We start from the raw sequence: 20,102 nt of genomic DNA on the forward strand, positions 1-20,102 counted from the left end.
TATCTAACGGGAGGAGGAATATCTATGGGAAAATACATCTTGGCACTTGATCAGGGCACAACCAGTTCCCGTGCCATACTATTTGATAAAAGCGGCGAAATCGTAGAAACGGCCCAGCAGGAATTTGAGCAGTTTTTTCCTAAGCCGGGGTGGGTTGAGCATGATGCCAGCGAAATCTGGACCTCGATCCTTGCCTGTATCGCATCTGTCCTGCGGAAGGCTGATGCGGGACCGGAGGAAATAGCGGGCATCGGCATCACGAATCAGCGTGAAACCGCGGTTGTCTGGGATAAGCATACGGGTAAGCCCGTTTACCATGCCATCGTCTGGCAGTCCCGCCAGACAGAGCCTATTTGCCGCGACCTGCGGGAACAGGGATATAATGATCTGTTCAATCGTAAAACAGGCCTTCTGCTGGACCCTTATTTTTCAGGCACGAAAGTAAAGTGGATTCTTGATCATGTGGAAGGTGCAAGAGAGAAGGCAGAAAGCGGCGATCTGCTGTTTGGCACCATTGATACCTGGCTGGTGTATAAGCTTTCCGGAGGGAAGGTCCATGTGACCGATTATTCCAATGCCTCCCGGACGTTGATGTACAATATTTATGATTTGAAGTGGGATGAAGAGCTTCTTGACATCCTGACTGTACCAAAAAGCATGCTTCCTGAAGTCCGCCCATCTTCTGAAGTGTATGCCCATACAGTGGACTATCATTTCTTCGGACATAATGTCCCGATTGCAGGCATCGCCGGCGATCAGCAGGCAGCTCTGTTCGGCCAGGCCTGCTTTGAAAAAGGAATGGCGAAGAACACTTACGGAACCGGCTGCTTTATGCTGATGAATACCGGTGAAGAACCTGTCAAATCGAGCCATGGGCTGCTAACGACGCTCGCATGGGGTGTGGATGGAAAGGTTGAATATGCGCTCGAAGGCAGCATCTTTGTAGCCGGTTCTGCCATCCAATGGCTGCGCGATGGCATGAGGATGATTGACAGTGCTTCAGCCAGTGAGCAGTATGCACTCAGGGTCGATTCCACAGAAGGCGTCTATGTGGTCCCTGCCTTTGTTGGACTGGGCACGCCGTATTGGGACAGTGATGCCCGCGGGGCAGTCTTCGGCCTGACCAGGGGGACGACAAAAGAGCATTTTATCCGGGCGACCCTTGAATCGCTCGCCTACCAGACAAGAGATGTGCTCGACAGCATGGCTGCAGACTCCGGTACAGCGGTGAAATCCCTGAGGGTAGACGGCGGAGTGGTCAAAAATAACTTCCTGATGCAATTCCAGAGCGACATCCTCGGCGCCCCTGTAGACCGCCCGGTTGTCAATGAAACGACTGCACTGGGTGCTGCCTTCCTTGCCGGCCTGGCTGTAGGCTATTGGACCAAAAAAGAGGAGATCACAGCGCACTGGAAAAAGGACCGCACATTCAAGGCAGAAATGGCCGAAGAAAAGCGCGAAGGACTTTATAAAGGCTGGAAAAAAGCTGTGGCGGCCACCCGTGAGTATAAATAAAGACATATCCGGCATATTCCATTAAGCAAGCGGAATGCTTTAAATTGCTGATTTATCATGGTATACTAAAAACAAGTTAATATATTTGGATGGAGAACTCGAGAGACCACATCGCTCTATTTTTCGGCAACGAAAAGCAGGGCTGATTTGTGGTCTCTTTTTTTGTTTTTCGGGTATGGGACTTATAGAGCTTTAAAAAAACAAGACAGCTCCTTATAAGCTGGAGCCAGGCTGTTACATGAATATGATGATCCTGAAGGGACTGATTTGATGAAATTCACTAACTTATTAAGACATGATATAAAGGAAAAAATCCAGAAGGGGCCTTTGGACCTTCTTGTCATCGGCGGCGGGATCACAGGCGCAGGAATCGCGCTGGATGCTGCCCTGAGAGGGATGAAGGTGGCTGTCGTTGAGATGCAGGACTTTGCTGCCGGTACATCCAGCAGAAGCACAAAGCTTGTCCATGGCGGACTGCGCTATTTGAAGCAATTTGAAATCGGGGTTGTCGCAGAAGTCGGCAAAGAGCGGGCCATCGTGTATGAAAACGGGCCGCATGTCACCACACCGGAATGGATGCTGCTTCCGTTCTATAAGGGAGGCACATTCGGACCTTTCACAACGAATATCGGCCTGAGGGTATATGACTTCCTTGCCGGTGTCAAAAAGGACGAAAGAAGAAAAATGATGAAGCCGGAAGAAGCCCTGAAGCGCGAACCGCTCTTAAAGCGCGAGGGGATGAACGGCGCCGGCTATTATGTTGAATATAAAACGGATGATGCCCGCCTGACCCTTGAAGTTATGAAAAAGGCGGTTGAAAAAGGGGCACTCGCACTCAATTATATGAAAGTCACTGATCTTGTCTATGAAAACAGTCAGATTGCAGGCGTAAAAGCGGAAGACCTGACCGATGGAACGGTGCAGGAAATAAGGGCGAAGAAAATTGTCAATGCAGCAGGCCCATGGGTCGACACACTGCGTGAAATCGATCATAGCAAAAAAGGCAAATCGCTGCAGCTGACGAAGGGGATTCACCTCGTATTCGACGGCAAAAGATTCCCGCTGAAGCAGGCCGTGTACTTTGACACGCCTGATGGCCGCATGGTCTTTGCCATCCCGCGTGAAGGCAAGACTTACGTAGGTACGACAGATACGGTCTACAAGGGGAATATTGCCCATCCAAGAATGACAGTGGCAGACCGGGATTATGTCCTTGGTGCGATTGACTTCATGTTCCCTGATGTGAAGATCACGGCTGAAGATGTGGAATCAAGCTGGTCCGGATTAAGGCCGCTGATCCATGAAGACGGGAAATCACCTTCTGAAATCTCGCGCAAGGACGAAATCTTTGTGTCGCACTCCGGATTCATTTCAATCGCCGGCGGCAAACTGACAGGTTATCGGAAAATGGCGGAAAGCATCGTAGATTTAGTGGCAAAGCAGCTGGGTGAGGAAGAAGGAACAGATTATCCTAAAACAGCAACCATGCATCTGCCTATATCCGGCGGGGATGTAGGCGGTTCTGAAGGCTTCAAAACGTTCATGAAAAACAAAACGGAAGAAGGAAAAGAGCTGGGCTTGACCGCAGAAGCAGCGAAGAAGCTTGTCCAGCGCTATGGCTCCAATGTGGACATCGTCTTTGATATCTATAAAAACAGCAAAGAAAAGGCTCTGGCAGAAAATCTTGATCCGGTCGTCTACGCGGGCTTAAGATACAGCATTGAGTATGAGATGGCCTACAAGCCAGTCGACTTTTTCATCAGAAGGACAGGCGCCCTTTTCTTTGATATAGGATGGGTCTGTGAGCATAAGGATTCCGTCATCCGGTTTATGAATAAGGAGTTCAGCTGGTCACAGGAGCAGACAGCAGCATATACAGAAGAGTTGGATCAGCTGATTTATGAGGCTTCGCATCCGATTGCGGAGGAAGAGTTTTAAAAAGAGCCTATGTTATAGGTCTGACACTGCTTTATTAAAGCTGGGTCAGACCTTTTAATTTAGTTATCCGTAAAGTATGGCGCCTTAATCAATTTAAGGTTTTATGGCGAAATCACTCTCAAGTCTCTCCACGGCCTTCTGATTTGACAGAGTGGCTGATAGAAAGGAACAAAAGATTTCGACAGTTAAACAAATTTATTAGTAATTTTTACAAAATGATACAAAATATAACATAATTAGTCATGGAAGTGGGTATATAGTCCTTGTATAATAATAAGAGATAATACTATGGACTGGGGGGCAACCTATTTGAAAAAATAAGGACGCAAAGCTAAAGGGGCTAAGGCAGAGAAACTTGCTATGCCAGCCAGCTGCTAATTTTTGAAAGCTAGAACAATAGGAAGCTGATCATTCAGGGAAAAGGGAGAGGAATTGCTATTATGAAAAAAATTATCTAAATCTTCTGTTCATTTGCTTTGTTTTTTGGATTAGGATCTTCTGTGTTTGCTAAAGAGGATGATGTGCAGAAAGCTTTAGAATTGATAGAAAAGACGAACCGGGAAATCGACAATAAAATCGAGAAAGCCGTTGAAAAGGCGGATCAATTACAGGCTGATTACCTTCTGGAGATCCGCAAGATTGAAGAAGGAGAAGAGATTGTCAAATTGCAGGAAGAGCAGAGTAAAGTGGAGGCAGATCTTGAAAAAGCCCAGAATGATGTAAAGAAGCAAGAGGCATTACGTAAAAAAAAGGCTGATATCGATGCCAAGCTTGAAGCTGCCCAAGCAAAACTCAGCAGCAAAATAGCAGATATTAATGCTGAAATAGAAGCAGTAACAAAGCAGCTAGTGGAAACAGAAGACAAAGATCATAAAAAGCTAGAAGATAAGTTTAATAAGCTGACTGATAAGTTGAACGAGAAATCCGAAAAGTCTCAAGAAAAGACAGAAAAGTATACGAAGGACCTCCAAAAAGTTATTACGGATATCTATGACGAAACGCTTAAAATGTCAGCAGAAGCAATCAAGAAGGCTGCTGATAAAGGCGTTACAGCGGAGTGCAGCTGGAAGCTTGTACGCTTTGCCGATCAGTGGGTCTGGATCGATCCAATCAGGGTCGTAAAATTCTAGAAAAAACTTAAATATTAAATTGATGTAATAGTGTAAATATTATAAAATTAGGTTAGAAGCGAGCCCTTCCTAGAAAGGACTCGCTTTCTTTGTAAGATTATGGAGAGGTGATTTAGATGTCCTTTACTATTGGGAGGAAGGGTGAGAACTTAGAACGGGTCTCTTTCGAACATTTTGATATTAGTCTGCTTGCCCGTGGAGACGGCTCTGAAGTGATAATCCAAAGGATTTCAAAAGATAATCTGTTTTATGTTTACCCCGGAGATAATCCCAATGTAATGGAATTTGTCTATATACTCCAAGGTGAGATGTTCTGCGAATTAAATGGAGAAAAGGTATACATGGGACCTCATGATTATTTTACTTCCACGGACCTTAAGGAGCCCATTCATTTTACGACTTTATCCGAAGTTATTTACATTTGGGTGATTACAGAGCCGACCTTTTATCAGCTGAGTGAGAGTGTCCAAAGTCTGAAAGCAGTTGTAGACGAAGTTGAAAAAAAGGATAAATATACACATAAGCATAGTGAACGGGTTTCAGAATATGCAGTGAAAATTGCAAGGAAACTATCTCTTCCTAAGGGAAAGCTGGAGAACTTATATATTGCTTCGATCCTGCATGATATAGGAAAAATCCATACACCCGGCGAGATATTAAATAAGCCTGATAAGTTAACAGATGAGGAATTTGCTGTTATTAAACGCCATCCTTTGGAAGGGTCGGAAATGGTTAAGGATCTATATTATCAGGATATTGTCGCTATTATTGAGCAGCATCATGAGAGGCTGGATGGAACGGGATACCCGCGGGGACTAAAGGGTGATGAAATCCGCTTGGAATCACGGATAATAGCTGTCAGTGACACTTTCGATGCCATGACGGAAGACCGTGCCTACCGTAAGGCTTTCAGTGTTCGATTTGCTATGGATGAACTAAAAAGGCTTGCAAGTACACACTATGATAGTAAGGTAGTAAATGCTTTTGAAGAAATTTTAAAAGAAGAAGAGAGATTGTAAAATAGGTGCCTGGTCCCACGTTTGCTAAAGTTTTAAGCATTCGGGACCAGGCACCATTTTTGTTTTATTTTAAAAGATGAGCCTGACGCTCCATATGCGTTAGTGCCGGAGGGCAGTCTCTATGTTTATGGTTCATAATGGCTTACTTCAATTCTTCGACTGTTTCCCCTTCAATCAGCACAGGCTGATAATAGGTTTCGTTCGGCAGATCCTTTTTTCCCTGCAATTTTTTGATGACCCAATCCGCCGCATCCCGCCCCATCTGTTCTTGGGGATGTGTCAAGGTTGTCAGTTTAATATTTGCATTTTGTGCGATATAGGAATTATCCTGGCCGATGATGGACAGCTCATCTGGAATGGAAATGGAAAGTTGTCTGCACACATTTGCCACTTCTAATCCTACTTCATCGTTATAGCATACAACTGCTGATAAAATATCTCTATTTTCATCCAGGAAGGTTTTTAAATTTGAGTATAAATCCAGCTTTGTCTCTGTTGTGAACGTAAGCACATGCTCCGGCCGGAATCGTATCTTTGCTTCTTGAAGCGCCTTTATATACCCCTTCATCCGATATTTCCCCTGCAGATCATCCATTTTTGATATGATCCCGATTTGTGTATGGCCCTTTGATATCAATTCTTTTGCCGCAAGATAGCTGGATTCTACATCATTTAGGGAAAGGAAGGGGACTTCTAATTCTTCGTAATAAGCATTGATCATGATAAAAGGGACGTCTTGTTCCTTGAACAGCAGATAGTAGGCAATATTGGGGTTATATTGATTACTTTTTGTAGGTTCAATGATGAGGCCATCCACCCCGTATGAAAGCATCATTTCCAACGCTTTTTTCTCTTGCTCGACATCATTATTGGTACTGGCCAGCAAAAGTGAATAATTATCCTCCTTCAATCTTTTCTCAATGCCGCGGATGATGGAGGGAAAAATATAATCAGAAATATAAGTAGTAATGACGCCGATTGTTTTATTATGATTGCGGTTTGATTTTGACTGGAATTGGCTGCTGACATAGGTGCCGGAGCCTTTTTCACTCCGCAGGTACCCCTCATTTGACAGCTCCAATATGGCCTTTCGTATCGTATGCCTGCTGACGGTGTATTTTTCCTGGAGAGCTGATTCTGTAGGAATCTGTTCTCCTACAAGATACTCTCCGGAGAGAATTTTATTTTTAATATCATCAAGGATTATCTGATATTTTGGTTTCATTAATTTCACTTCTTTCCTGGCTGATCACCTACAAATTCACTGCCCAAGAGTTATATATGGACATATCTTAGCATGCTTTTGCAGGAATGAAAATAAGTACTGTATTTCTGTTATCAAGACTCCGAATAATTTGTATGTATTAATTATCTTTATAATTGACAAATGTACGTACAAAAAATTATACTGGGTTTGTAGATGCAATAAAGCGCTTCCTTGCTGATTTTCATTTTTGAAATCGCTGTCAAAGAAGTGCGGCATGGAAAATAAAAGCACTTCCTTATATATATATACTGCTGCCTGGGAAGGGGAATTTGAACATGAATCATACAAAGATCGTACAAGCGATTGCTGAGGGGACAACTTCACTTGGAATAGAATTAGGATCCACCCGTCTTAAAGCAGTGCTGATTGATAGCAGCTTTGAAACCATTGCTTCTGGGAGTTATGAATGGGAAAACTGTCTGGAGGATGGTTATTGGACGTACAACTTAGTCGATATCATCACTGGCCTGCAAGCAGCTTACAGTGAAATGAAGCTGGATGTTGAACGGAATTACGGAATCACCATCCGCAAAATCGGTTCAATTGGATTTTCGGCTATGATGCACGGATATATGGCTTTTGATAAAACAGGGGAGCTGCTCGTCCCATTCCGGACCTGGCGCAACTCGACTACCGGTGCTGCAGCAAAAGAATTGACCGATATTTTTCAGTTCAATATCCCTGAACGATGGAGTATCGCCCATCTTTATCAGGCCATATTGAATGACGAGAAACATTTGAACCGCATCGATTATATGACCACTCTGGCTGGATACATCCACTGGCTGCTTACTGGTGAAAAGGCAATCGGCATCGGGGATGCCTCGGGCATCTTCCCTATAGATGAATCCAGGCAGGATTACAATGAAACCATGGTAAAGCAGTTTGACGATTTAATAGCGGACAAGGGGCTTTGGAAACTGAAGGACATTCTTCCTAAGGTATTGGGTGCAGGCGAACAGGCCGGCCAGCTAACTGAAATTGGAGCGAAAATTCTAGACCGGTCACAAAATCTGCAGCCGGGCATTCCGGTTTGTCCCCCGGAAGGCGATGCCGGAACAGGGATGGTCGCCACCAATAGTGTGAGGAAACGCACCGGGAATGTTTCAGTAGGAACTTCCGTGTTTGCCATGATTGTATTAGAAAAAGAACTTTCAAAGGTATATCCGGAAATCGATCTGGTCACAACCCCAAGCGGCAGCCCTGTAGGAATGGTGCATGCGAATAATTGCTCCAGTGATCTTAATGCCTGGATGGGGCTGTTCAGTGAATTCTCCGAGGCTATGGGGCACAAAGCAGATAAAGATAAGCTGTTTGAAGTGATGCTGAACAAAGCATTAGAGGCAGATGCGGATGGCGGCGGCCTGCTGAGCTATGGCTATTATTCAGGTGAAAATATCACAGGCCTGGAACAAGGAAGGCCATTATTTGTCCGCTCTCCGGAAAGCACTTTCAATCTGGCAAACTTCATGAGGACGCATCTGTTTTCCGCTTTTTGCGCGCTGAAAATGGGGATGGATATCCTGACCCAAAAAGAACATATCGCAATCGATAGTATTCTGGCTCATGGCGGTCTGTTCAAGACACCTCTTGTCGGGCAAAAAATGGCAGCAGCTGCCATGAACACGCCAGTATCAGTCACAGCCACAGCCGGAGAAGGCGGCGCATGGGGGATGGCAATCCTTGCTTCTTATATGATGAATAGGGGCGGGGAAGAAAGCCTAGAAGAGTTTCTTGATAATAGAGTCTTTGAAGAGGTTGAGAGACATGAAATCTATCCTGACCAATTAGATGTAAAAGGGTTTGAAGAGTTTCTCGAACGATATAAAAAAGGACTGATGATTGAACAGGCCGCTGTTGATCATCTGATTGTTTAAGGAGTGATGGTGATGTTAGAACAACTGAAAGAAGAAGTTTATCAGGCAAATCTGGATTTGCCTAAATATGGATTAGTGAAGTATACATGGGGAAATGCAAGCGCTATTGACCGGGAAGCCGGCTTATTTGTAATCAAGCCCAGTGGCGTTGATTATGAAACGATGACTCCGGGCGATATGGTGGTGGTTGATCTGGACGGCAATGTGGTTGAAGGAGATTTAAGGCCTTCATCCGATACAGCCACACATGCAGTGCTTTATAAGCATTACGGGGAGATTGGCGGCATTGTGCACACCCATTCCACCTGGGCGACAATCTGGGCCCAGGCCGGCCTTGATGTGCCGGCGATGGGAACCACTCATGCCGATACATTCTATGGTTCCGTGCCATGTGCCCGCCATTTGACGCAAGAGGAGATCGACCGGGGCTATGAAGCAGAAACAGGCAAGGTGATCATTGAAACATTCGAAGAACGCGGTTTGGATATTTTAGCTGTCCCGGGCGTCCTGCTTCATGGGCACGGCCCATTTACCTGGGGCAAGGATGCAAAAGCAGCCGTTTTGAATAGTGTAGTGCTCGACGAAGTGGCTAAAATGAATTTATTTACCCGGGAACTAAATCACTTTGCTGAGGCATTGCCGCAGAGAATATTAGATAAGCATTACCTCCGGAAGCACGGCAAGAATGCTTATTATGGACAAAAATAGAGTTCTATCAATCCATCAAAAGAAGAAAAGAGGATGATTATGCTAACAACAGGGAAAAAAGAATTTTGGTTTGTCGTAGGTTCACAGCATCTATATGGAGAAGAAGCGCTGGCAGAAGTCAGGGCTAACGCACAGAAAATGGCCGATGCATTGAATGAAAGCGGTGTCCTCCCATATCCGCTTGTATTGCAGGATTTGGCTGTCAGCGCAGATAAAATCACAAGCATCATGAAAGAAGTAAATTACCGCGACGAAGTAGCCGGTGTCATCACCTGGATGCATACTTTCTCCCCTGCGAAGATGTGGATCCGCGGCACGAAATTATTGCAGAAGCCATTGCTTCATCTAGCAACGCAATTCAATGAAAGCATACCTTGGGATACAATTGATATGGATTTCATGAACCTGAATCAATCTGCACACGGTGACCGTGAATATGGATTTATCAATGCCCGGCTGAAGAAACAAAACAAAATTGTCACAGGCTACTGGGGGCGCCCTGAGGTGCAGCAGCAGATTGCCGACTGGATGGATGTGGCGGCTGCTTATAACGATAGCTTCCATATCAAGGTTGCCCGCTTTGGCGATAATATGCGCAATGTTGCTGTAACCGAAGGGGACAAGGTTGAAGCCCAAATCCAGTTTGGATGGACTGTTGATTATTTTGGCATCGGAGACTTGGTCCAATATATAGATGATGTTAAGGACGAAGAGGTTCAGGCTTTAATGGAAGAATATAAGGACCTATACGAGTTTGATTATGGCAGCTATAGTAAGGAAGATTGGGAGAAAAGCGTAAAAGTGCAAGCAAGCTATGAAATTGCGATTAAGCGCTTCCTTGATGAGGGCGGCTACACTGCCTTTACCTCCAACTTCGAAGATTTACATGGGATGAAACAGCTCCCCGGCCTTGCCGTTCAGCGTTTGATGGCGCAGGGATATGGCTTTGCGGGTGAAGGGGACTGGAAGACGGCTGCACTTGACCGCCTGCTGAAAGTAATGAGCCGCAACCAATCCACAGGTTTTATGGAAGATTACACATACGAGCTGGCAGCCGGCCGGGAATCGATCCTTCAATCTCATATGCTTGAAGTAGATCCTTCCCTCGCCAGCAGCAAGCCGAAGATTGTCGTATCACCACTTGGCATCGGTGACCGTGAAGATCCTGCACGTCTGGTGTTTGACGGAAAAGCCGGGGACGGTGTGGTTGTTTCAATGGCGGACTTCGGCACTCACTTTAAACTATTGATCAACGAAATTGCTGCATTTGAACCGACAGTTCCTGCACCGAATCTTCCTGTTGCCCGTGTACTTTGGGAAGTGAAGCCAAACTTCCAGGGTGGGGTCAAAGCATGGCTTGAAAACGGCGGAGGCCACCATACGGTTGTTTCTTTGAATCTAACAGCTGACCAAATTATCTCTTATGCCAAACTTGTTGATTTAGACTATGTTGTGATCAAGTAATATCTTTATTTTCCTGGGGAGCCATGCTTCCCGGGAGTTAAAATGAGCATATAAGAACATGAGGCCCAATTGCCGATCAGGCATGAAACTCTGGCCTTTAATGTAAGCGCACCCATATTTTCGGACAAGCATTTAAATTTATAAAGGACGTTGCATTATGCATGGGAAAGTTTTTCTGTGCCTTGCACTTGGTCTAGTTGCCATTCGTATTTTCAACAGTGAGAGACAACCTTGAGGAGGAACTGGAAATGGGGAATGAAAAGAAAATCTCAAGCGGCTTCATTTATTTTTTCGGGGCATTTGCCGGCATTCTCTTTGGTTATGATATCGGTGTCATGACAGGAGCACTGCCTTTTCTGCAAAGTGATTGGAACCTTCAGAATGAAGCTGGCGCTATAGGCTGGATTACTTCTTCTGTCATGTTAGGAGCTATTTTTGGGGGTGCGCTGGCCGGACAGCTTTCCGACCGCTTAGGACGGCGCAAAATGATCCTGATATCGGCTGTGATTTTTGTGGCTGGCTCCATCTTATCAGGGATCGCCCCGCATGATGGGATTCTCTTTTTGATTGTTGCCAGGGTATTATTGGGCTTGGCAGTTGGTGCTGCTTCCGCACTGGTCCCGGCCTACATGTCAGAAATGGCACCGGCACGCCTGCGCGGACGATTGTCAGGAATCAATCAGACGATGATTGTATCTGGAATGCTGCTTTCGTATATTGTGGATTTCCTGCTGAAGGATCTGCCGGAAACAATGGCCTGGCGTTTAATGCTTGGTTTGGCTGCAATCCCGGCTGTCATCCTATTTTTCGGAATGTTAAGGCTTCCAGAATCACCGCGTTTTTTAATCAAGAATAATAAGCTGGATGAAGCCCGCAGGGTGCTGAGCTATATCCGGGTTAACAAACAGGAAATTGATACTGAAATAAAGCATATCCAGGATGCGGCCCAAGAAGAAAGAAAGGCCAGCCAAAAAGCATCATGGGGTACACTTTTCAGCAATAAATACCGGTATTTATTAATTGCCGGTGTGGGTGTTGCTGCTTTCCAGCAATTCCAGGGTGCTAATGCCATTTTTTATTACATACCTTTAATTGTGGAAAATGCTACAGGGCACGCAGCCAGCTCCGCATTGATGTGGCCGATCATCCAAGGGGTCATCCTTGTACTGGGTTCATTGGTGTTCCTGCTGATTGCCGACAAATTCAACCGCCGCACCTTACTGACAGTAGGCGGAACTATCATGGGGCTCTCATTTATATTGCCGGCTGTTTTAAATGTCCTGCTTCCTAATGCAGATCCGATGATGATGGTTGTTTTCTTAAGTATCTATGTAGCGTTATATTCATTCACATGGGCCCCTTTAACCTGGGTCATCGTCGGGGAAATCTTCCCGCTTGCCATCCGCGGACGTGCTTCCGGACTGGCTTCATCGTTTAACTGGATCGGTTCTTTCCTGGTTGGGCTTTTATTCCCGATCATGACCGCTAATATGGCCCAGGAAGCCGTGTTTGCCATCTTCGGCATCATTTGTATCCTCGGGGTAGTATTTATCCGGACAAGTGTCCCTGAAACCCGCGGCCGCAGCCTGGAAGAAATCGAGAAAATCGGGGAAAATAAACTGAATGCTAAAAAAAGTGCATAAATGAAAGTGTGATAGAGTGGGCCTGGACCCATTCACAATGGAAAGAGGCAAGCCGCATTGGGCTTGCCTCTTTCATTTGGCTTCTGCCTGGGAATGCTTTATGGATGAATATGAGAATAGATCCTTAGTCCGTGAGCCAGACACTTTGACTTGTGAGTGCACAGCAAAAAGAGACTGCGGACAAGCCCTGCATGGGAGTGTGCCGGCAGTCTCTTTCTGCTTGGACAGGAGTCTAGGCCAGAGAGAATTCCCTTTTTACATGATGGCGCCCTATAGGCACTACAGAGGGGCATCCTGCAACAGGGTCTTCTACAACCGTACAGTGAAGGCCAAAAATATCTTCAATCAATTTGCTTGTAATAACCTCTGATGGCGCTCCCTCTGCCACAAGCTTTCCTTTATCGAGAGCAAAAATATGGTCCGCATAACGGGCAGACAGGTTGATATCATGAAGGACCATGACGATTGTCGTTCCGTGCTTCCGGTTAAGGTCTGTCAAAAGATCGAGGATCTCGACCTGGTAGGTGATATCCAAATAGGTTGTCGGCTCATCAAGGAACAGTATGTCAGTCTGCTGTGCAAGCGCCATGGCAATCCAGACACGCTGTCTTTGGCCGCCTGAAAGTTCATCGATATGCCGGTCGGCAAATTCAGTGATTTTCATCAGCTCCATTGCTTCAGCAACAGCTTCATAATCCTTCTTAGTCCAGCCCTTCAGAAAAGACTGGTGCGGGAATCTGCCGCGTCCAACCAGGTCTGCAACCGTTATCCCCTCAGGTACGACCGGGGTTTGAGGAAGAAGACCAAGGACACGGGCCAGCTGTTTTGGCGGAATTTTATGAATGGGCTTTCCCCCCAGGGTGACCTGTCCGGAATTTGGTTTGATCAGCCTCGCCATTGTTTTGAGCAGGGTAGATTTGCCGCAGCCGTTGGCACCGATGATGATGCTTATTTGGCTGCTTGGAATGCTGATGCTTATATCATGCAGGATGGTTTTCTGATCATATCCGGCGGTGACTCCTTCAGCCCGAAAATCATGTGTCGGTTTCATTATAAATCACCCTTTCGATTCATTCGGATCAGCAAGTAGATCAAATATGGAGCGCCGATAATGCCTGTAATAACACCTACAGGATATCTGGCAGCGAAAGCGAATTGTCCAATAAGATCTCCTGCCAGTACTAAAATGATGCCGACAAGGCCTGCCGGGATAATGCTTGAGAAACCAGCACCAACCAATCTTTTGGCGATGGGTCCGGAAAGGAACGCGATGAATGCAATCGGTCCTGTGGCCGCGGTGGCTAATGCAATGATAAGCACTGAACTGATGATGAGCATCAATCGTGTCTTATTGGTATCCACCCCGAGTGAGGTGGCTGCCTGTTCCCCAAGCTCCAGCATATCCAGCCTTTTCCCGAGCATAATGAGGATGGGTGCAAAGATCAGGACTGTAATCATGAGCGGATAAAGATCCTCTGTCTTCGCTCCATTCAGGCTGCCGGTCAGCCATCTCATGGCAGCAGGGAGGTCATTCTGCTGGCCAATCAGCAGTAAGTAGGATACGGCAGCATCAAGCATGGCCTGGATGCCGATTCCTATCAGGATTAATCTGCCGATTGAGAAAGAAGAACCTTTTGATAATAGAAAAATAACAGCCACTGCAGTAAGCCCGCCGATAATGGATGCGATAGAAACAAAGGTATCGCTCGCATGAAGGACAGTGATGCAAAAGACTGCAGCGGCGCTTGATCCGGCAGTTATGCCGATTACATTCGGGTTTGCCAGGGGATTGCGGAGCATCGTTTGAAATACATGTCCGGCAGCGCCAAAAGCAAACCCGGCCAAAACACCTGCAAGCATTCTTGGGAACCGTATGGTGCCCACTGCAAATGAAGCGCCTTTTACTTTTTCGCCCATCAGTACGCTGATGACATCTGAAACAGGATAAATCGTGTTCCCCAGCATAAGCATGGTCCCGCAGAGGGATAAGGCGATAATGGCAAGAAGCGAAGTGACAAGGACAAACCGGCGTCGTCTCTTTAGTCTGCCCATCATAATAAGATTCATGGATTCATTCATCATAAAGCACGCATTTTCGCTTTCATAGTTATTAAGATCAATATAGGAGCCCCGATAAAGGCTGTAACTACGCCGACTTCAAGCTCTCCGGGACTTCCGAGTACCCGGCCGCACACATCTGCTATGGTTAAAATGGCTGCGCCTGAAAGAGCAGACATCGGGATGACGAACCGAAGATCCGGGCCGATGACGAGCCGGATTAGATGTGTGGCCAATAGGCCAATAAAGCCGATTGGGCCTGCCAATGCCGTCGCGGCACCGCATAACAGCACGCCGCCAAAGGCAGCGGAAAGCCTGAGGGTCCCTGTCCGCACTCCCAGCCCTTTGGCTGCTTCATCGCCTAATGCCAATGCATTCAATGCGGGAGCTGTGAAGACGGCAATGAGCAGTCCAATGATAAGAAAGGGGATGAAAATGGAGACAGAGTCCCAATTTCCTGCCCCGACACTGCCCACTTGCCAGAATCTGAACTGATCCATCACGTTGGAGCGGGGGATCATAACTGCCATTACAAGAGATGATAACGCAGCACTTGTGGCAGCACCCGCTAAAACGAGTTTAAGGGGCGTGGCGCCGCCACTCCCCATTGAACCAATTCCGAATACAAAAATGGCAGTTATGAATGCACCAGCCAATGCGAGCCAGATATATTGGCCCGCACTGCCTATATCCAAAAAGGAAATTCCGCAGACAACGAATAATGCTGCCCCTGTGTTGACTCCCAATATGCTTGGATCTGCAATAGGATTGCGGGTGACTGACTGCATGAGGGAACCGGAAACTCCCAATGCCGCTCCGCACATCAAGCTGAATACAGTTCTGGCGATTCTTTGGCGCACCACGTTTGCTCCATGGCTCTCTGCTTCCGGATGAAACAAGCCGTCCATCAGATCATTCCATCCCACAATGCGGGATCCGAAAGCAAGTGAAGCCAGTACGCATATACCGAGCAGAACAATGGAAAGGATCAGCACCTTTATGAAATGTTTCGGCAGATGCAGCTGCTTATTTTCTGAAACGGAAGTATGATTCATTTTACTCGACTTTGCCCGCAGCTTCTGAAAGTAATGTCAGATACTCGTCAATGGAATATTCAATTGAGAGCGGGCTCGGAGTTCCTGCTGCTGCAAGCGGCGTGTTATCTCCGATGATGACGACAGAGCCTCTTTCTACTGCAGGGATTTTCCCAAGGATAGGATCAGCCTGCAGAGCTGCAAGTGTTTCATCATTTCCATAAGATACGATAATTTCAGCATCGTTCAGCATATCCGCATTTTCAGCACTTACTTCTATATAGAAGCTGTTTGGATCAGTCATTTGGCTTGTGAGACTTTCAGGATATTCCATCTCCAGCTCAGAAAGGAATGCACCGCGCGGATCTGCTGGAGAGTAGATATAGAACTTGGACAAATCAGATGCATCAAAGCTTACGAATGCAGCCTTCTTCCCTTTGACTTCCGGGTGTTCGCTCACTTTGTCTGCAATCAGTTTTTCTGTATCGGCAATCAGCTGCTTGCCTTCTTCTTCCATGCCCAAGCCCATTGAATTGTAGGTTACTTGCTCGCGCCATGAGGCTACCCAAGGGCTTGTCTGATAGGCAACAACTGGAGCAATTTCGCTTAGTGTATCATATTCTTCCTGGGTGATGCCTGAGTATGCTGCAAGAATGACATCAGGGCTGACATCAGCAATGGCTTCGAAATCAAGCCCGTCAGTATCCTGGAAAATAACCGGAGTTTCTGCGTCCAGTTCTTTCAGTGCATCTGCAGTCCAAGGCAGCATTCCGCTGTCATCCTGAACACCATAGTTTGCGGCTGAGAAGCCTACAGGCACAACACCAAGAGCAAGAGCGACGTCATGGTTCGACCATGCAATCGTAGCAACGCGTTCAGGTTTTTCTTCTATAGTAGTTTCGCCAAAGGCATGTTTGATTACGATTGGATACTCAGCAGAAGCTTCTTCAGATTCAGCATTATCTTTATTGGAATTCCCGGCAGATTCTGAGTTTCCATTTGATTGATCATCTGAACAGCCCGCCAATGCAAATGTCAGCAAAGCGATCAGGAATGTTGTGAAAATAGAAAATCTTCGTTTGGCATTCATCTTGATTATCCTTCCTTCTCTGAACGTAATTGATAATAATTATCACTATCATTAATGTATATGGTAAGAGTGATGATGTCAATAGAATATTTAGAATTCAATAGGATCCACCTACAGTGAATTAAATTAATACAGGGATGGAGTAGGGGGATCTTATATAACAGGACCCGGAGTTAGGGGGTGGAGCTTTATATATGCTAAAATGCAGATATAGAGTTAATTTATACAGATTAAGTATTGTTTATAGCAAAAAAAGGGGGATTTGATATGAGCCAGGATCGATTCTTGCTTTATGATCATAAAAAACAGATCAGTTTAAAAGCAGAGCGGGTTGCATTCTACCTGCAGGGCCAGGTAATAGAAGCGTTCAGTGAAAAAAATGAAGCATATTATCTCATCTTTTATAAATATCATTTCCTAACAGCGCTGAAAACCGCCAAACTCCGCCGCCATTCTTACATTGAGCACGCCTTTAAAAAAGGCATGGTCTTCGAAAGTCCCCACCCGTTTATCGGAACACTGCTTTCTGCTAATCACCCTTGCCAATGCATCAGCTTTAATCAGCTGCTAAAAAAGCTGGAAAGGCAATATACCCCGCTGGAAAAGGCATCTATCCTTACCTTTTTCGAATCACTGATACCCAAAAGGGATCTGTTCAATGAAATTAAATCCGTCTATTTTGAATACCGCCGTAATGGAGACTATTTTTCAGGCTATCAGATTATCCGCCTGCTCATGGACTTTGCCCCAAAAACGAGTCTGGCTGTTACCCACAGCAATGACATGATCTTCAGCAAATATGCCTGGCAGTACAGTGAAAAGCCTGAAGAGCTGTTTGCCAAAGACCCCATTTTTGCAGAAAAAACACTCTATTTCCAGAGGGAGGACGAAGAATGCTTCCGGCAGCTTATTGGCACGCTGGAAAAAGAATCCCGCTGGATGGACCTCATCGCCTTATCCATACACAAACTCATAGCGTCTCCTTCACCTGACTGCTATGCACATCTCTTAAAATTGCTTGCTCTGCATACAGAAATAGATTCCCTCCAAATTCAAGAATCCTTATCTTTTCAATTGCCCGACTTCCTTCCATTAGAAAAGGATGTATTAGAAAAGTATATACAAAATCATGCTGTTGACAAAGTATTCAAGCTGATGCAAAGCCACGCTTTTCAACTGGATGAATCGCAGATATATGCCATCGGAGAATTGCTGGAAGAGTGGGAGCCGGACAATCAGCCTCTGCAGCCAGAAATGCTTTATCCCCTTATCAGGCAATACATAAACAGATTCCCTGAAAAAGCTGACAAACTCCTTAAAAAGTTTGTCATCTCGCTGCTGACTAATCACGAGCTGCCTTATATCCAAAACTGGCTGAAGCCATTAAAAGACAGTCATGAGAGGCTGGCGATAGTTGAAAAAATTGATATGATGCAAAAGCTTTATGAAAATCCCGACGATATGCAGCTGCTTGGGGAGCTGTATTTTGAACTGAGCCAGCTGGATAAAGCGGTTGAATGCTTCATCTGGGAAATGGAGTTGAGGCCGGCTGACCCGAGACCTCTGCAATGGCTGGCGAAAACCTACCATGAAAAGGGGATGGACTGCGAATCAGACGCCTATCGGCAGCTGTGTATCCAGGTCCAGAAAAGGGCTTGATAGCTTTCTGCTGGTACCTGTCCCCGCGCACGCAGCTGGAGTCAGGTCTCCACTTGTAACAGAAGCAAGGGTGACAGGCAAACTTAAGTTTTTCATAAGAAGGAACGGAGTCTAAGATATAGAATATATACAAGCGGGAAGCTACTATATCATTTAAAGGGGCTTTAAATATGAAAGTTCTCATCGTTTTCGCCCATCCGGACGGTCAGTCGCTGAATGGGGCCATTAAAGACATAACAGTGGAAACGCTGGAGAGGAATGGCCATGAGGTAAAAATATCAGATTTGTATAAAAAGAAATTTAAAGCAATTGCAGACAGAGATGATTTTCAGGTCCTGAAAAATCCAAACCGCTTCAATTATATCTCAGAACAATATCATGCCTATAGAAACAGCACCTTTTCAGCTGATATTGTGGAAGAACAAAAACTGGTAAGCTGGGCAGACTTAATTATTTTTCAATATCCGATGTGGTGGACTGACGCCCCTGCAATTTTAAAAGGCTGGTTTGACCGCGTATTTTCGTATAGCTTTGCTTACGGACCGGGCCGTTATGAAGAAGGCAATCTAAAAGGGAAAAAAGCCATTATATCCTTGACCCATGGGGCGGAGGACCTTTCGGATTATGGAGAGACCGGAATAAAAGGCAGGATAGAAGAACGCCTCTTTAATATTCAGCATGAGAAGCTGTTCTATTGTGGAATGACCGTGCTGGAACCTTTTTTATTCCCTGCAGGTGCAGATGAGGAAACAAAATTGCAGCATTTTGATGATTGGAAGAAACGCCTCGAAGAATTAGGTTTCTGACTCCGCAGTTGCCATTTGGGCAGAGGCATGTCTCCTTGAGGCTGTTTTACATGCAGCATTTTTAAAAGAATTGTATATGAAAGTTGCCAGGCCCCCTATCAAAAGGAGTCTGGCAACTTTTTTTAGTTATTCATTCTCTTTCTCATCCCTGGACTTTGTCAGTTCAAAAATTTCTCTTGATTCGAAAAGATCGATGACTTTGTCGAGCCAGGTATAGTATTCAATGGCATAATTGATCTTTTGGAGATCGTTCTCGGCTTTATTTACAGTTTCTTCATCTTCTGTATGTGATAGGACTTGTTCCAGGTCCTTGAGCGATGCAAGAGAGGCAGCCAGGTTCATCTGTGTCCCTTTTCTCCATTGAGTACAAAAGCGATCGATGAAATCCTGGTACCAATCCCCTTTGACCTGGTACAGATCCTTACGTTCTCCTTTTCGCCAGACCTTTTCAACCATATTCAATTCCAGCAGGGTCCTGACACCAGTAGACATACTGGTTTTGCTCATTTCAAGCTCTTCCTTCAGTTCATCTAATGTCATAGGTTTTTTTCCGAAATAAAGGGTTCCATAGATGCGCCCGATAGAGGGGGTAACCCCGTATAAATGCATGTTTCTCGCCACGGATTCTATAACTCTTTCCCGTGCCTGTGCGACCAATTCTTCGTTATGCATGCTACACCACCATTCTAGTCACAAATGAGAAGAGAATTATGCCAATCCTCTCATCTTGATTCATTTTAAAGTTTGCATTCACTAAAGTAAAGCAAATGCAAGCAGCGAGAAAGGGAGCATATTAGAAGAAATCTAAGAATAAGATAATTTAGAACGTACAGTTTAAACTGTACGAACTTTATTGATGGGATATGATGGATTAACAGGTTTGTTACATCCAAC

16 protein-coding genes and 1 riboswitch are annotated in these 20,102 nt (G+C 45.5%); of the genes, 10 read left to right on the forward strand and 6 right to left on the reverse strand.

Annotated features, from left to right (window positions below; all coding sequences use genetic code 11):
• Positions 1-24 precede the first annotated feature (24 nt).
• The 4 genes from glpK to LCM00_RS16615 all read left to right on the forward strand — a co-directional run bounded on the left by glpK (position 25) and on the right by LCM00_RS16615 (position 5,602).
• Positions 25-1,515: a glycerol kinase GlpK gene (glpK, locus tag LCM00_RS16600; protein ID WP_224904139.1), complete on the forward strand. Its 1,491-nt coding sequence runs from the start codon at positions 25-27 to the stop codon at positions 1,513-1,515.
• 270 nt (positions 1,516-1,785) lie between these two features.
• Positions 1,786-3,453 carry a glycerol-3-phosphate dehydrogenase/oxidase gene (locus LCM00_RS16605; RefSeq protein ID WP_224904141.1) on the forward strand — a complete coding sequence of 556 codons (1,668 nt, stop codon included), beginning with the start codon at positions 1,786-1,788 and terminating at the stop codon, positions 3,451-3,453.
• A gap of 289 nt (positions 3,454-3,742) precedes the next feature.
• Positions 3,743-3,832: riboswitch (cyclic di-GMP riboswitch) on the forward strand.
• A gap of 97 nt (positions 3,833-3,929) precedes the next feature.
• Positions 3,930-4,583 carry a hypothetical protein gene (locus LCM00_RS16610; RefSeq protein WP_224904143.1) on the forward strand — a complete coding sequence of 218 codons (654 nt, stop codon included), beginning with the start codon at positions 3,930-3,932 and terminating at the stop codon, positions 4,581-4,583.
• A 116-nt stretch (positions 4,584-4,699) separates the two neighbouring features.
• A complete protein-coding gene (locus LCM00_RS16615) occupies positions 4,700-5,602 on the forward strand; it encodes an HD-GYP domain-containing protein (RefSeq protein ID WP_224904145.1) in 903 nt (300 codons plus the stop codon).
• A gap of 142 nt (positions 5,603-5,744) precedes the next feature.
• Here the strand turns inward: LCM00_RS16615 and LCM00_RS16620 are convergent, their stop codons facing one another.
• Entirely contained in the window at positions 5,745-6,827 is a 1,083-nt protein-coding gene (locus LCM00_RS16620; RefSeq protein WP_224904147.1) for a GntR family transcriptional regulator, read from the reverse strand.
• A 317-nt stretch (positions 6,828-7,144) separates the two neighbouring features.
• Here LCM00_RS16620 and LCM00_RS16625 point away from each other — a divergent pair, with 317 nt between their 5' ends.
• The 4 genes from LCM00_RS16625 to LCM00_RS16640 all read left to right on the forward strand — a co-directional run bounded on the left by LCM00_RS16625 (position 7,145) and on the right by LCM00_RS16640 (position 12,561).
• Positions 7,145-8,746, forward strand: coding sequence for a xylulokinase (locus tag LCM00_RS16625; RefSeq protein WP_224904149.1), 1,602 nt, complete (start codon positions 7,145-7,147; stop codon positions 8,744-8,746).
• Positions 8,747-8,758: 12 nt separating this feature from the next.
• On the forward strand, positions 8,759-9,454 hold the full coding sequence (locus LCM00_RS16630; protein ID WP_224904151.1) for an L-ribulose-5-phosphate 4-epimerase: 696 nt from the start codon (positions 8,759-8,761) through the stop codon (positions 9,452-9,454).
• 39 nt (positions 9,455-9,493) lie between these two features.
• On the forward strand, positions 9,494-10,918 hold the full coding sequence (gene araA, locus LCM00_RS16635; RefSeq protein ID WP_224904375.1) for an L-arabinose isomerase: 1,425 nt from the start codon (positions 9,494-9,496) through the stop codon (positions 10,916-10,918).
• A gap of 248 nt (positions 10,919-11,166) precedes the next feature.
• Positions 11,167-12,561, forward strand: a complete 1,395-nt coding sequence (locus LCM00_RS16640; RefSeq protein WP_224904377.1) for a sugar porter family MFS transporter — start codon at positions 11,167-11,169, stop codon at positions 12,559-12,561.
• Positions 12,562-12,793: 232 nt separating this feature from the next.
• On the opposite strand, the gene LCM00_RS16645 is transcribed toward LCM00_RS16640, so the two are convergent.
• From LCM00_RS16645 to LCM00_RS16660, 4 genes are read right to left on the reverse strand one after another with little or no spacing between them, the layout of a single operon-like run.
• The gene (locus LCM00_RS16645; protein WP_224904153.1) at positions 12,794-13,612 is read right to left on the reverse strand and encodes an ABC transporter ATP-binding protein; all 819 of its coding nucleotides are present in this window, start codon (positions 13,610-13,612) and stop codon (positions 12,794-12,796) included.
• Entirely contained in the window at positions 13,612-14,643 is a 1,032-nt protein-coding gene (locus LCM00_RS16650; RefSeq protein ID WP_224904155.1) for a FecCD family ABC transporter permease, read from the reverse strand. Before LCM00_RS16650 ends, LCM00_RS16645 begins: the two co-directional genes overlap by 1 nt.
• The gene (locus LCM00_RS16655) at positions 14,640-15,674 is read right to left on the reverse strand and encodes a FecCD family ABC transporter permease (protein WP_224904157.1); all 1,035 of its coding nucleotides are present in this window, start codon (positions 15,672-15,674) and stop codon (positions 14,640-14,642) included. Before LCM00_RS16655 ends, LCM00_RS16650 begins: the two co-directional genes overlap by 4 nt.
• Position 15,675: 1 nt before the next feature.
• Positions 15,676-16,743, reverse strand: coding sequence for an iron-siderophore ABC transporter substrate-binding protein (locus LCM00_RS16660; protein ID WP_224904159.1), 1,068 nt, complete (start codon positions 16,741-16,743; stop codon positions 15,676-15,678).
• Positions 16,744-17,010: 267 nt separating this feature from the next.
• On the opposite strand from LCM00_RS16660, the gene LCM00_RS16665 reads away from it, so the two are divergent.
• On the forward strand, positions 17,011-18,402 hold the full coding sequence (locus tag LCM00_RS16665) for a tetratricopeptide repeat protein (protein ID WP_224904161.1): 1,392 nt from the start codon (positions 17,011-17,013) through the stop codon (positions 18,400-18,402).
• A 170-nt stretch (positions 18,403-18,572) separates the two neighbouring features.
• Positions 18,573-19,208 carry an NAD(P)H-dependent oxidoreductase gene (locus tag LCM00_RS16670; protein WP_224904163.1) on the forward strand — a complete coding sequence of 212 codons (636 nt, stop codon included), beginning with the start codon at positions 18,573-18,575 and terminating at the stop codon, positions 19,206-19,208.
• A gap of 126 nt (positions 19,209-19,334) precedes the next feature.
• Here LCM00_RS16670 and LCM00_RS16675 read toward each other — a convergent pair whose 3' ends face one another.
• The gene (locus LCM00_RS16675) at positions 19,335-19,880 is read right to left on the reverse strand and encodes a GbsR/MarR family transcriptional regulator (RefSeq protein WP_224904165.1); all 546 of its coding nucleotides are present in this window, start codon (positions 19,878-19,880) and stop codon (positions 19,335-19,337) included.
• Between the last annotated feature and the right edge of the window lie 222 nt (positions 19,881-20,102).

Source organism: Bacillus infantis, assembly GCF_020171945.1.
In the GTDB taxonomy this organism is placed as follows: Bacteria; Bacillota; Bacilli; order Bacillales; family Cytobacillaceae; genus Bacillus_AB; species Bacillus_AB infantis_A.

What these genes read in the sequence shown, in the direction of transcription:
- glpK (WP_224904139.1), top strand. Translation starts at nt 25, where the DNA reads ATGGGAAAATACATCTTGGCACTTGATCAGGGCACAACCAGTTCCCGT.
- LCM00_RS16605 (WP_224904141.1), top strand. Translation starts at nt 1,786, where the DNA reads ATGAAATTCACTAACTTATTAAGACATGATATAAAGGAAAAAATCCAG.
- LCM00_RS16615 (WP_224904145.1), top strand. Translation starts at nt 4,700, where the DNA reads ATGTCCTTTACTATTGGGAGGAAGGGTGAGAACTTAGAACGGGTCTCT.
- LCM00_RS16620 (WP_224904147.1), bottom strand. Translation starts at nt 6,827, where the DNA reads ATGAAACCAAAATATCAGATAATCCTTGATGATATTAAAAATAAAATT.
- LCM00_RS16625 (WP_224904149.1), top strand. Translation starts at nt 7,145, where the DNA reads ATGAATCATACAAAGATCGTACAAGCGATTGCTGAGGGGACAACTTCA.
- LCM00_RS16630 (WP_224904151.1), top strand. Translation starts at nt 8,759, where the DNA reads ATGTTAGAACAACTGAAAGAAGAAGTTTATCAGGCAAATCTGGATTTG.
- araA (WP_224904375.1), top strand. Translation starts at nt 9,494, where the DNA reads ATGCTAACAACAGGGAAAAAAGAATTTTGGTTTGTCGTAGGTTCACAG.
- LCM00_RS16640 (WP_224904377.1), top strand. Translation starts at nt 11,167, where the DNA reads ATGGGGAATGAAAAGAAAATCTCAAGCGGCTTCATTTATTTTTTCGGG.
- LCM00_RS16645 (WP_224904153.1), bottom strand. Translation starts at nt 13,612, where the DNA reads ATGAAACCGACACATGATTTTCGGGCTGAAGGAGTCACCGCCGGATAT.
- LCM00_RS16650 (WP_224904155.1), bottom strand. Translation starts at nt 14,643, where the DNA reads ATGATGAATGAATCCATGAATCTTATTATGATGGGCAGACTAAAGAGA.
- LCM00_RS16655 (WP_224904157.1), bottom strand. Translation starts at nt 15,674, where the DNA reads ATGAATCATACTTCCGTTTCAGAAAATAAGCAGCTGCATCTGCCGAAA.
- LCM00_RS16660 (WP_224904159.1), bottom strand. Translation starts at nt 16,743, where the DNA reads ATGAATGCCAAACGAAGATTTTCTATTTTCACAACATTCCTGATCGCT.
- LCM00_RS16665 (WP_224904161.1), top strand. Translation starts at nt 17,011, where the DNA reads ATGAGCCAGGATCGATTCTTGCTTTATGATCATAAAAAACAGATCAGT.
- LCM00_RS16670 (WP_224904163.1), top strand. Translation starts at nt 18,573, where the DNA reads ATGAAAGTTCTCATCGTTTTCGCCCATCCGGACGGTCAGTCGCTGAAT.
- LCM00_RS16675 (WP_224904165.1), bottom strand. Translation starts at nt 19,880, where the DNA reads ATGCATAACGAAGAATTGGTCGCACAGGCACGGGAAAGAGTTATAGAA.